The following is a 12,010-nucleotide window of genomic DNA, read 5'->3' as shown; positions in this document are numbered from 1 at the left end:
GCGAGGGAAAAATGGCTGGCAATATCGATATTCATGAAATGAAGGCCCGCATCGTCGTGTTCGGTGTCGGCGGCGCAGGCGGCAACGCCGTCAACAACATGATCACGGCCGGGCTGCAAGGGGTCGAGTTCGTGGTCGCCAACACCGACGCGCAGGCGCTGGCCATGTCGAAGGCGAAGCACCTCATCCAGCTCGGCACACATGTCACCGCAGGCCTCGGCGCCGGCTCGCAGCCGGAACTGGGCCGCGCCGCAGCCGAGGAGGCCATCGATGCGATCCGCAATCAATTGACCGGCGCGCACATGGTGTTCGTGACTTCAGGCATGGGCGGCGGTACCGGCACCGGGGCTGCGCCGGTCGTCGCCAGGACCGCGCGTGAGCTCGGCATTCTCACGATCGGCGTGGTCACCAAGCCGTTCTACTTCGAGGGCCAGCGCCGCATGCGCTTCGCCGAGGCCGGCATCGAGGAGCTGCTGAAGACGGTCGACACCCTCTTGATCATCCCGAACCAGAACCTGTTCCGGGTGGCCAGCGACAAGACCACATTCGCCGATGCCTTCGCCCTTGCCGACCAGGTGCTTTATTCGGGCGTGGCCTGCATCAGCGACCTCATCGTCAAGGAAGGCCTGATCAATCTCGATTTTGCCGACGTCCTCTCCGTCATGAAGGAGAAGGGCAAGGCCATGATGGGACGGGGCGAGGCCTCCGGCGAGAAGCGCGTGCTCGCCGCCGCCGTCGCCGCGATCTCCAATCCGTTGATCGAGAACCCCTCGATCAAGCGCGCCAGTGGCCTCATCATCTCCATCACCGGCGGCAAGGATCTCATGCTGTACGAGGTCGACGAAGCGGCCAGCCGCATTCGCGACGAGGCCGACCCGGACGCCAACATCATCGTCGGCGCGTCCTTTGACGAAAGCTTAGAGGGCATCGTCCGCGTCTCGGTGGTGGCGACCGGTATCGACAATCTCGACCCGGCGCAGGCGCTGCCGGTGGAAACCGCCCTCACGCAGCTTGCCGGCAGGCTGCGCAACGACAGCCGCCGCATCGCCGATCGCATCGAGCGCAGCGCACCCATTCCGCAAGCGGGCAGCCCGCCCCTCCGCCCGCAGCCGCACCACCCGGTGGGGCCACCGGCACGGCCGGCACTGGACCATGCGCGCCAGGCGGCCGACCGGCCGCTCGATCCTTACGGCCGCACCGCTGCGCGCAATGCGCCCGACGAGGCCGTTCTCGATATCCCGGCCTTCCTGCGCCGCGCCGCCAACTGAGGGGGTGGCGAGAGCCGCGGTTGCCAATGCCGGAACTAAATCGCTGCTACGCGACAACGCGCTGAGATTAGCCTTGTTCTAGCCACGCACGCGGTGGCTCCCTCTCCCGCTTGCGGGAGAGGGTTGGGGAGAGGGTGCTTCCGCAATGGGACACTCCCGATGTGGAAAAAGCCCCCCCGGCGCTTCGCGCCGACCTCCCCCGCAAGCGCAGGGCTATCGCATATGAATTTCACGAGGACCGTGGGCTTGCTCCGCCTCTCCCGCTTGCGGGAGAGGCCGACGCGCCTCGGGCGATGCGAAGCATCGTCCCGAGCGCGGCGGGTGAGGGTTCTCACCACGGGGACATTCGCCGCAATTCTCAACAATCCCAATGCGGAGACAGCCCCCACCCCAGCCCTCCCCCGCAAGCGGGAGAGGGAGCCGACTGCCAATGCCGCCGCATCGTGCACGCCATAAGCGATAGCCCTGCCCGCAAGCGGGAGAGGTTGAGCGAGCGCGCGGCCCGCTCGATCCAACCAAAAGCCATCCTGCTCCAGATCCGCGCGCTTAGAGCGCGCAGATCATTCACGCTGCCGTGCTGCGCGGGCTCTCCGCGGTTTCCTTCTTGTCCGGCTCCTTGTCGCGCGACAGCCAGGCCGGAAAGCGAAGCAGGCGTTCGTTGGTGTCTTTCGGCAGCTCGATCGGCGGCGCTTCAACGGCCGAACACGGCAAGTCCAGCGCGGCCTGTCCGGATCGCACCGCATCCGCACGCTGATCCAGTTCGCGCAAGAGGGGATCGAGCACGCTGTCGATCTCGGTCGCCACCGACACGAGGAAACTATTGAGCTCGCGCGCCTCGGGCACGACGGCCGCAGCCGATTCGATCGCGCTGGAGAGACCGTCGACGACGGGCGCAAACGCACCGGCGGCTTGCTTCACTCGCGTCTTGATCATTTCGATCTCGCTCAGGACGCGCTCACGCTCCCGCCTTTTCTTCTCTTCGATGAGGCGCGCTTCGATTTCGGCGATCTGGGCCGTCAGGGTCGTGGCTTCGGATGCGAGCGCATCGCGTCGTCCGCGCGCGCGATCGAGATCGCGGCTGAGATTGTCCACTAAGTCGTCCTTTCCGAACATGGCTTTGCTCCGTAGGACAGGCGCTTTGCCCTGTAGGACGGCCTTGGCGCGAACCGCCAGCCTCGCCACCGACCGGATGGCCGGATCGGTCGAAACAGGCATCAACCTCGGTCGCGTCACATGGGCCGACATGGTGATCCCCCCATCGTCAACATTAGGCAACCGCATGGTTAACAAGGGGTTAATGTCAACAGATGATGGGACAATGGGGGCTCGGTGCCTGCGAGGACGCCTTCGTCTCCTCGCTGCCATCCCTTTCCGCTATACTCGCCCCGGTAGCATCCCCCCGAGGCGTATCCCATGGACCACGCGCGCGACCCCGCCCCCAACCCCTCCCCGAAAAACCTCGTCATCTGCTGTGACGGCACCGGCAATGAGATCAGCGAGAACATCTCCAACGTCCTGAAGCTGTATCGCTGCTTGCGCAAGACCGAGAAGACGCAGCCGCGGCAGATGGTGTTTTACGATCCCGGGGTCGGCACGGTGACGGAGCCGACGACGTGGCACCGGCTCAAGGCCAATATCAACCTGGTGCTGGGGCTCGCGACCGGCTACGGGCTCGATGACAATGTGCTCAGCGCCTATTGCTTCCTGGTCGAGCATTACGCGCCGGGCGACAAGATCTATCTGTTCGGCTTTTCGCGCGGGGCCTACACGGTGCGCGTGCTGGCGGGGCTGATCCACAAGGTCGGGCTGATCAGGCCGGAGCAGGCGAACCTCGCAGGAAGCGGCCTCGTCGCCTACAAGCAATATTCCGGCACCGGGCGCGGCAACGACATCGAAGACCTCAGGAACGTCGCCTTCGACGACCAGGGGCCGCTGCCGAAGGACGAGTTCGATCTCGCGGCGCAGTTCGCGCGCATCACCTCGACGCGCTGGCCGACCATCCACTTCATCGGCGTGTGGGACACGGTGGCGAGCGTGATCGTGCCGCGCGCCGACCGGCTGTTCTGGCCGAGCCTGGAGGAGCTCGCCTTCACGCTGCGCAATCCCAGCGTCAAGATCTTCCGGCAGGCGATCGCGATCGACGAGCGGCGCTGCATGTTCCGCCTGAAAAAATACGAAGAGCCGCAGGAGTTCTGGAGCAACCGCTACGTCCCTGATGAAAAGAAGGTGCCGCAGGACATTCTGCAGGTGTGGTTCGCCGGCGTGCACAGCGACGTCGGCGGCGGCTATCCGGAAGCCGAGAGCGGGGACTCCAAATATCCGTTGCTGTGGATGATCGACGAGGCGGAGAAGGCGGGGCTGAACTTCAACCCGGCGACCATCAAGCAGCTCGCCTGGGGAATCCAGCGCAAGAACTCACCGTTCCAGTATGTCGAGCCGGCCTACACCGGGAAGACCGGCATGCTGCACAATTCGATGACGGCGGGCTGGCGGCTGCTGGAGTTCTTGCCGAAGAGCGCAAAGTACAAGGAGTGGCCGGAGCGGAAGGTTTATTTCGGCTTCTACATCCCCGATTGCGAGCCGCGCCCCATCCCCGAAGGCGCGCATGTGCATGAGAGCGTGTTGAAGCGGATGGCGGTGGAGCCGGATTACCGGCCGGTGAATCTGCCGAAGGACTATGTGACGGTGCCGATGCCGGTGGGGCCGCAGCATGCGGAGGCGGAGACGGTGGGGGTGTGAGGAGAGCGGCGCTCTCATTGACGGGTGCAGGTGCGCGCCAACATCACCGCTGTCGTCCCTGCGAAAGCAGGGACCCATAACCACAGGGAGGGGTCTGGCGACGATCAGTCGTTCGGGATTGCTACCGCGCGCAATCGATGAATCACGCGGTATGGGTCCCTGCTTTCGCAGGGACGACAGGGGAGTCTGAGGCGAACCCCCACCCCGCTACCGCCGCTTTCTTCCTTCGCCGCTACTTTTCATTAAAATTCTTCCGCCCGCCTTAGCTGGATCGCATCATCTGCGTTCCATCATTGGCTCCGAACCCGCCGCGAGAACCTGCGGAATTGGAGGAGAGTGCCAATGTATCCGCGTAAATATGCCCGCGTGAAGCCTGCCGGGCTGGTGTCGCGCCAGGCCAAGATCATCACCGACCCGCGCGCGCCCGTCATCAACTGCACGCTGATCGACTATTCGCCCGGCGGCGCCTGCGTCGATCTCGGCGGCCAGGTGAACATCCCCGACCGCTTCGAGCTGCTGCACGTCAACACCAAGAAGCGCTGCCGCATCGCCTGGAAGCGCGGCACGCGCGTGGGCGTGGTGTTTTGAGGGACGCTGGAGTCACAAGCGCCGCTGCGCTGTAGGTGCGCTCCCTCCCTCGCTTGCGGGGGAGGGCTGGGGAGAGGGTGTCTCCGCAGAGGGATTCCCCCAGCGGAGAGAGCCCCCCACCCGGCGCGCGGGACGATGCTTCGCATCGCCCGGAACGCGCCGACCTCCCCCGCAAGCGGGAGAGGTTGTAGCGAGCCCGGAGCACGATTGTTCTCCAACAATTCCCCCGTTACTTCCGCATCCTCGCTTTGGCGCCGCCGACGATCTGCATGGCGACGCCGGCGATCCAGCCGAGCAGAGCGAGCCAGGTCCAGACCAGATGCGGGTCGAGGCGGAGCACGATGACGGCGACGGAGGCGAGCGCGGTCAGCGTGGCGCAGAGCGTGCCGGCGGCGCTGAGGAATTCGGCGGCGTCGATCTCGCTATGCGCCTCGTCGAACGGCAATTGCGGCGTGTCGATGCCGAGATAGAAGCCGACGAAGCCCAGCACCATCATCACCAGCAGAAAGCCCTGCGTGGTGAGCGCCGATATCGCCGATCCCACATAGGCGCCGACGAACAGCCCGCACGCCGCGCCGGCCATCGCAAGCCCGACACGCTCGAACACATGAGCCGTATTGCGAACACGAAACCGCATGGCAGGCCTCCGCGAGGAGTTGGGTCGCGCAAGGTTAGGCCAGTTTTGCGGGGGGTGGAAGCTGGGGGGATTTACGGATGCGGGAGGTGAGGGGCGTGCGGAGGATGCCGTTGCGTGAGAGACGCGAAAGGCACGCCACATTCTCCGCTGTCGTCCCTGCGAACGCAGGGACCCATAACCACAGGACGTGGTTTGACGAAGACTCTTAGTTAAGTTGTCAACGCACACCGCGGATCATCGATGGATCACGCGGTATGGGTCCCTGCGTTCGCAGGGACGACGGTGGTGCGCCGCTCTCGCACCACACGCGCCTCAACCACACACACCTACCGCGCCCCGAACGTCGTCCTCCCGAACAGCGCCTTTTGTGTTGAGGGTTGCGAGCGCCAGTATTGCGGCGGGGCTTCGACCTCGCCGCCGACATCGGCGGCGGCGTGCCAGGCCCAGCGCGGGTCGTAGAGCATGCCGCGGGCGAGCGCGATCATGTCGGCCTTGCCGGATGCGACGATCTCCTCGGCCTGCTTGCCCTCGGTGATCAGGCCGACGGCGATGGTCGGCAATCCGGTCTCGCGCTTGATGGCCTCCGCAAACTGCACCTGGTAGCCGGGGCCGAGCGGGATCTTCTGCAGCGGCGAGACGCCGCCGGAGGAGGCGTCGATCCAGTCGACGCCGCGCGCCTTCAGCGCGTTGGCGAACTCGATCGTCTGCGCCAGATCCCAGCCGCCCTCGACCCAGTCGGTCGACGACACCCGCATGCCAACCGGCTTGTCGTGCGGGAAGGCCGCGCGCACGGCGTCGTAAATTTCGAGCGGGAAGCGCATGCGGTTCTGCAAAGACCCGCCATATTCGTCGGTGCGCTTGTTGGAGATCGGCGACAGGAACTGATGCAGGAGATAGCCGTGCGCGCCGTGCAGCTCGATGGCGTCGATGCCGATGCGCTCCGCGCGCCTGGCGCTGTCGACGAAGGCCTCGCGGATGCGCTTGAGGCCCGCAGCATCCAGCGCCAGCGGCGCCGCCTCGCCCTCCTTGTGCGGCAGCGCCGATGGCGCCACCGTCTGCCAGCCGCCCTGCTCCACCGGGATCAGCTGGCCGCCGTCCCAGGGCCGCGCGCTCGACGCTTTCCGGCCCGCATGGGCGAGCTGCATCGCGATCGCGGTCGTTGAATGCTTGCGCACCGAGGTCAGCACCTGCTTCAGCGCGGCTTCGGCGGCGTCGCTGTAGAGCCCGAGACAGCCCGGCGTGATGCGGCCGATCGCCTCGACATGGGTCGCCTCGATGCAGAACATCGCCGCGCCCGACAGGCTGAGATTGTTGATGTGGGTGAAATGCCAGTCATTGGCGACGCCGTCATCGGCCGAATATTGGCACATCGGCGACACCACGATGCGGTTCTTCAACGTCAGGCCGCGCAGCTTGATCGGGGAAAACAGGACGCTCATGCGGGGGAGTTCCGGGGGATGAGAGGGGCAGTTGAGAGAGTGTAGTGGGCGGGCGGCGGATTGCCAGTTGCGCGCGGGGAATGGCGGGTAGTGGCGGCACGCATTGCGACCGCGGCTTGACGCGAGACCGCGCCACACATTCTGCCGTCGTCCCGGACAAGCGTCAGTGCAGATCCGGGACGACAGTGGAGATTGGGGCGCGCCCCGGGACGACGGCGGAGAACTACTCCGCCAGCGTGAATTGCAGCAGCAAGGTCCGCTGCAGCATCGAGAAATTATCGTCGGAGATCAGCGTCAGCACGGTCTCGCCGTCAGCCGTGACGTGGGCGTCGATGCCTTCCATGTTGTCGATCTCGTGGCCGAGATCGGCGGCGAACAGCGCCGGGCCGTCGACCAGCGCGCCGGGCGTGATGGATTTCAGGGGGATCGAGCGGATGCGGATGTTGACGCCGGTGAACCAGGAGAATTTGCGTTCGAGGATCAGAAGCTCGCCGCTAGCCAGCAGCACGGCGTCGCTGATGTCGTATTTCTCGGTACGGCGCACGCTGAACTGGCCGGGCGAGGGGCCGCCGATCAGGAAGGCTGTGAGGTTGCCGTCGGCATCCAGCCCGCGCTCGGAGAAGGCGATCAGGGTGCCCGCCAGCGGCATGTTCTGGTCTTTGCCTTTGGGCACGACGACCAGCGCCTCCAGCCCCTTGTTGGAGGGCAGCTTGCGGATTCCCGCCGGCACCGGCACCACCTCGCCGCGCGCGCGCGTGCCGCCCTTGGAGAAATCGTAGCGCAGGATCTGGTTGACGCGCTCGAGCCCGACATAGACGAAATTGCCGTCGCGCGCGATCGATTCCGAATCCCACCACAGCCGCTTTTCCGTGATCGGCCGCCCTTCGGCGCCGAGCAGCGGCGCGGCTTCGACCTCGTCGAGGCCGGTCATCTTGCCGCCGGAATAGCGGATGCGACCCGTGAACCAGCCGCCCTGGTCGGACACCGCGAGGAAGCCCTCGCCCTTGACGTCGAGCCGGATGCCGGACAGGCCGCCAAAGCCGCGATAGCGCGAGGTCAGCACGAGGCCGCTGCGATATTCCAGCGAGCCGAAGCGCGTCCGCGTGCGGTCACGCGGCTCGAAATTGGGAATGACGCGCGCGTTGACCTCGACGCTGACGGGCTCGACGACCGCGTTCTCGACTTGAAGCGGACGCGGCGGCGGCTCGGCCACCCCTTGCGCCAGCGCGGAGCGGGAGAGTGCGAGAGTGGAGAATCCCGCCGCAGCGTGCCTGAGGAAGCTGCGGCGGGATGGATGCGTGCTCACGAATGCAATTTGCGTCGCGGGCGACCGGCCGGCTGGGTGGGTGCGGTGTTGGTCTCGCTGAAGAGTTCGGCGAGCTTCTCGGTGATGGCGCCGCCGAGCTCTTCGGCATCCACGATCGTCACCGCGCGGCGGTAATAGCGCGTCACGTCGTGGCCGATGCCGATCGCGATCAGCTCGACCGGCGAGCGGGTCTCGATCTCCTCGATGATGTGGCGCAGATGCCGCTCGAGATAATTGCCGGGATTGACCGACAGCGTGGAATCGTCGACCGGCGCGCCGTCCGAGATCATCATCAGGATCTTGCGCTGCTCGGGCCGGCCGAGGAGGCGCTTGTGCGCCCAGTCCAGCGCCTCGCCGTCGATGTTCTCCTTCAGCAGGCCCTCGCGCATCATCAGGCCGAGATTCTTTCGCGCACGACGCCAGGGGGCGTCGGCGGACTTGTAGATGATGTGGCGGAGATCGTTGAGGCGGCCGGGATTGGCCGGCTTGCCGGCGGCCAGCCACGCTTCGCGCGATTGCCCGCCCTTCCAGGCGCGCGTGGTGAAGCCCAAAATCTCGACCTTGACGCCGCAACGCTCCAGCGTGCGCGCGAGAATGTCGGCGCAGGTCGCCGCGACCGTAATGGGGCGTCCGCGCATCGAGCCGGAATTGTCGAGCAGCAGCGTCACCACGGTGTCGCGGAACGTCGCCTCCTTCTCGTGCATGAAGGACAGCGGATGATAGGGATCGGTGACGACGCGCGACAGGCGTGCCGGGTCCAGAATGCCCTCTTCGAGATCGAACTCCCAGGCGCGGTTCTGCTGCGCCATCAGGCGGCGCTGCAGGCGGTTGGCGAGGCGGGCGACGATGCCCTGCAGATGCGCGAGCTGCTTGTCGAGATAGGCGCGAAGGCGCTCCAGCTCGTCATGGTCGCAGAGGTCCTCGGCCGCGATGATCTCGTCGAACTTAGGCGCGAAGGCATGGTATTCCGGCCCGCGCGGTTCGTTCTTGCCGTGCTGGTTCGGACGCGTCGCCTCGCCCGGGGTCTCGTCGTCGCCGAGCTCGCCGTCGTCGAAGGTGTCGGAGGTCGAGGCCTGCGCGCTTTCCATCGCGCTCTCGCTCATCTCCTCGCTCGACGCCTGCGCCTGGTCGGCACTCATCTCCTGCGCAGCGTCGGAATCGGGCGAGCCCTCGGCGCCGGACTGGTCGTTGTCGCCGTCCTGGTTCTCGTCGTTCTCGTCATCGTCCTCGCTGTCGGCGTTGCGCTCGTCGCCGATATCGAGCGCCGTCAGGAGATCGTGCACGGCGTCGCCGAACCGGGTCTGGTCCTCGACCAGGGTGTCGAGCCGGTCGAGCCGCTTGCCGATCTTGTCTTCGAGGATGGGACGCCAGAGATCGACCATCTTCTTCGCGGCGGTCGGCGGCGCCATGCCGGTCAGGCGCTCGCGCACCAGCATCGCCAGCGCGTCGGCCAGCGGCGCGTCGGCACGGTCGGTGATCTCGTCGAACTTGCCGCGGTGGAAATGGTCGTCGAGCATCGCGGTGAGATTCTTCGCAACGCCCGCCATGCGGCGCGCACCGATCGCCTCCACCCTCGCCTGCTCCACCGCCTCGAACACGCCGCGCGCCTGCGGATTGCCGGGCATCAGCTTGCGATGCAGTTTTGCATCGTGACAGGCGATCTTGAGCGCGATGGAATCGGCGTGACCGCGCACGATTGCCGCATCACGCTTGGTCATTTTGCGCGCGGGCTCGGGCAGCCGCGCCTTGCCGGGCGCAAGGCCCGGCCGCTCGGCCGCGAAGGAGACGTCGAGCTCCGGCGTCTTGGCGATCGCCTTCAGGCAGGAGGCCACCGAGCGCTTGAACGGCTCGGTCGGCGCTTCCTTGGTGTTACGGAATTTGGAGTTGGAGGTGGTCATCTGACCCTATCTGTCGTCCCGGCGAAGGCCGGGACCCATAACCACCGGCCGCTCTGTGTCAGGAAACTATCAGCGTCGTTATATCGAGACATCACGCGGTATGGGTCCCGGCGTTCGCCGGGACGACACACCGAGAGAAATCAGCTCAGTGCCACGTTGACCGCCGATTCCGGCAGCTCCGCGTTGAAGCAGCGCTGGTAGAACTCGGCGACCAGGGGACGCTCGAGCTCGTCGCACTTGTTGAGGAAGGTGACGCGGAATGCAAAGCCGATATCGCCGAAGATGTCGGCGTTTTCGGCCCAGGTGATCACCGTACGCGGGCTCATCACCGTCGACAGATCGCCGTTGGCGAAAGCGTTGCGGGTGAGATCGGCAAGGCGCACCATCTTGTTGACGATGTCGCGGCCTTCCTGGGTGCGATAGTGCTTGGCCTTCGCCAGCACGATCTCCACTTCCTCGTCATGGCTGAGATAGTTCAGCGTGGTGACGATCGACCAGCGGTCCATCTGGCCCTGGTTGATCTGCTGGGTGCCGTGATAGAGGCCCGAGGTGTCGCCGAGGCCGACGGTGTTGGCGGTCGCGAACAGCCGGAAGGCCGGATGCGGCTTGATCACCTTGTTCTGGTCGAGCAGCGTCAGGCGTCCGGAGACTTCGAGCACGCGCTGGATCACGAACATCACGTCCGGGCGGCCGGCGTCGTATTCGTCGAACACCAGCGCGACGTTGTTCTGCAGCGCCCAGGGCAGGATGCCGTCGCGGAATTCGGTGACCTGCTTGCCGTCGCGGACCACGATCGAGTCCTTGCCGACGAGGTCGATACGGCTGATGTGGCTGTCGAGGTTGACGCGGACGCAGGGCCAGTTCAGGCGGGCGGCGACCTGCTCGATATGGGTGGATTTGCCGGTGCCGTGATAGCCGGTCACCATCACGCGGCGGTTGCGCGCGAAGCCGGCGAGAATGGCGAGCGTGGTGGCGCGGTCGAAGCGGTAGTCGGAATCGACTTCGGGCACGTGAGGATCGACTTCGGAATAGGCGGGGACTTCGAGATCGCTGTCGATCCCGAACACCTGCCGCACCGACACCTTCATGTCGGGCTGACCGGAAACTTCCTCAACTTTGGACAGAGCGGCGGTCGTCATCAATCCTCCGAGGTCCCGGGCGGTCCCGAAACCGGTTATTCGCACGTTGGCTGCGGCTGGGTGCTGAAAATCAACCTATCAGAGACAACGTGCCGGCAGAAGCCCGGCCACCAATCAAAGTTCCGTTGTCTTTTCATTTAGATAGGCAAGGAACGCAGATTTTAGAGGGCTGCCTTGCGAATCACGCCCAAATTCGGGCGCGTCATGCCCGTTCCGTGCGAATGGCACTTTGGCCGTATGCGGTTACTTATGTAGGGTCCAAAGCTCCGAGCTCCAGCCCCTCAAGAGACGACGTGACGTCCTTCCTTGATCCCCTCATATCCTTCGTTTCCGCCCATCCGTGGCTGGCCTATCTGACCCTATTCCTGGCGGCCCTGCTCGAAGCGGTCCCGGTGGTGGGATCGGTCATCCCCGGCTCGACTATCATCCTGGCGCTGAGCGCCCTGGTTCCGGGCGGTGAGCTGAAGCTGCCATGGGTGCTGCTTGCCGCCGCCACGGGCGCCGTGCTGGGAGACGGCTCGGCCTACTGGATCGGGCACCGGCAGCAGCGCGAGATCCTCAACACCTGGCCGCTGACCAACTATCCGCGCGCGGTCGCCGAGAGCGAAAGCTTCTTCCACCGCTTCGGCACCTGGGCGGTATTCTTCGCCCGTTTCGTGCCGCCGATCCGCGCCTTCGTGCCTTTGACCGCCGGCGCGCTCGGCATGGCGCCGGCAAGGTTCTACGCCGTGAACATCCCGGCGATCCTGGTCTGGGCTCCCGCCCATGTGCTGCCGGGCGTGCTGGCGGTATCGGCCCTGCACGAATATGCCGGGCTGCATCACCATGGGCATGTCGGCAAGCATATCTGGATGCTGACGGTGGTTGGGGTTGCGATCGTTGGCGGCGTTGGCGTGTGGATCTACCGGCGGCGGAATGGCAGCGGTGTCGCGGCGGCGAAGCGGCAGGGGTAGGCTGCCGCCACACCAAAGGTGTCGTCCCTGCGAACGCAGGGAC

At 65.7% G+C, this 12,010-nt stretch carries 10 protein-coding genes; 4 read left to right on the top strand and 6 right to left on the bottom strand.

The window, feature by feature from the left end:
- Positions 1–11: 11 nt before the first annotated feature.
- Positions 12–1,268, top strand: a complete 1,257-nt coding sequence (ftsZ, locus tag GGD65_RS31895) for a cell division protein FtsZ (RefSeq protein ID WP_183237841.1) — start codon at positions 12–14, stop codon at positions 1,266–1,268.
- A gap of 564 nt (positions 1,269–1,832) precedes the next feature.
- Here ftsZ and GGD65_RS31890 read toward each other — a convergent pair.
- The gene (locus GGD65_RS31890) at positions 1,833–2,381 is read right to left on the bottom strand and encodes a hypothetical protein (RefSeq protein ID WP_246783481.1); all 549 of its coding nucleotides are present in this window, start codon (positions 2,379–2,381) and stop codon (positions 1,833–1,835) included.
- Positions 2,382–2,681: 300 nt separating this feature from the next.
- Between GGD65_RS31890 and GGD65_RS31885 the strand changes: the two genes are divergently transcribed.
- Both GGD65_RS31885 and GGD65_RS31880 read left to right on the top strand, forming a co-directional pair.
- Positions 2,682–4,007 (top strand): DUF2235 domain-containing protein, encoded by a 1,326-nt coding sequence (locus tag GGD65_RS31885; protein WP_179732158.1) that lies wholly within the window; start codon positions 2,682–2,684, stop codon positions 4,005–4,007.
- 342 nt (positions 4,008–4,349) lie between these two features.
- Positions 4,350–4,595, top strand: a complete 246-nt coding sequence (locus GGD65_RS31880; RefSeq protein WP_026201681.1) for a PilZ domain-containing protein — start codon at positions 4,350–4,352, stop codon at positions 4,593–4,595.
- Positions 4,596–4,824: 229 nt separating this feature from the next.
- Here GGD65_RS31880 and GGD65_RS31875 read toward each other — a convergent pair whose 3' ends face one another.
- The 5 genes from GGD65_RS31875 to cobS form a co-directional block, all read right to left on the bottom strand.
- Entirely contained in the window at positions 4,825–5,232 is a 408-nt protein-coding gene (locus GGD65_RS31875) for a hypothetical protein (protein ID WP_018320584.1), read from the bottom strand.
- Between the two features lie 326 nt (positions 5,233–5,558).
- On the bottom strand, positions 5,559–6,671 hold the full coding sequence (locus GGD65_RS31870; RefSeq protein ID WP_183237840.1) for an NADH:flavin oxidoreductase/NADH oxidase: 1,113 nt from the start codon (positions 6,669–6,671) through the stop codon (positions 5,559–5,561).
- Between the two features lie 223 nt (positions 6,672–6,894).
- On the bottom strand, positions 6,895–7,977 hold the full coding sequence (locus tag GGD65_RS31865; protein WP_183237839.1) for an esterase-like activity of phytase family protein: 1,083 nt from the start codon (positions 7,975–7,977) through the stop codon (positions 6,895–6,897).
- Entirely contained in the window at positions 7,974–9,875 is a 1,902-nt protein-coding gene (gene cobT, locus GGD65_RS31860; protein ID WP_018320581.1) for a cobaltochelatase subunit CobT, read from the bottom strand. The genes GGD65_RS31865 and cobT overlap by 4 nt, the downstream gene beginning before the upstream one ends.
- Before the next feature lie 140 nt (positions 9,876–10,015).
- Entirely contained in the window at positions 10,016–11,014 is a 999-nt protein-coding gene (gene cobS / locus GGD65_RS31855) for a cobaltochelatase subunit CobS (RefSeq protein WP_092261308.1), read from the bottom strand.
- A 293-nt stretch (positions 11,015–11,307) separates the two neighbouring features.
- On the opposite strand from cobS, the gene GGD65_RS31850 reads away from it, so the two are divergent.
- Entirely contained in the window at positions 11,308–11,967 is a 660-nt protein-coding gene (locus GGD65_RS31850; protein ID WP_183237838.1) for a DedA family protein, read from the top strand.
- Positions 11,968–12,010: the final 43 nt, after the last annotated feature.

The sequence above is a fragment of the Bradyrhizobium sp. CIR18 genome (assembly GCF_014198295.1).
Lineage (GTDB): Bacteria > Pseudomonadota > Alphaproteobacteria > Rhizobiales > Xanthobacteraceae > Bradyrhizobium.
Note: the sequence above shows the minus strand (reverse complement) of the source record. Positions and strands in the feature narration are given on the sequence as shown.

Coding starts and splice junctions, on each gene's coding strand:
- ftsZ (WP_183237841.1), top strand. CDS start 12: ATGGCTGGCAATATCGATATTCATGAAATGAAGGCCCGCATCGTCGTG.
- GGD65_RS31890 (WP_246783481.1), bottom strand. CDS start 2,381: ATGTTCGGAAAGGACGACTTAGTGGACAATCTCAGCCGCGATCTCGAT.
- GGD65_RS31885 (WP_179732158.1), top strand. CDS start 2,682: ATGGACCACGCGCGCGACCCCGCCCCCAACCCCTCCCCGAAAAACCTC.
- GGD65_RS31880 (WP_026201681.1), top strand. CDS start 4,350: ATGTATCCGCGTAAATATGCCCGCGTGAAGCCTGCCGGGCTGGTGTCG.
- GGD65_RS31875 (WP_018320584.1), bottom strand. CDS start 5,232: ATGCGGTTTCGTGTTCGCAATACGGCTCATGTGTTCGAGCGTGTCGGG.
- GGD65_RS31870 (WP_183237840.1), bottom strand. CDS start 6,671: ATGAGCGTCCTGTTTTCCCCGATCAAGCTGCGCGGCCTGACGTTGAAG.
- cobT (WP_018320581.1), bottom strand. CDS start 9,875: ATGACCACCTCCAACTCCAAATTCCGTAACACCAAGGAAGCGCCGACC.
- cobS (WP_092261308.1), bottom strand. CDS start 11,014: ATGACGACCGCCGCTCTGTCCAAAGTTGAGGAAGTTTCCGGTCAGCCC.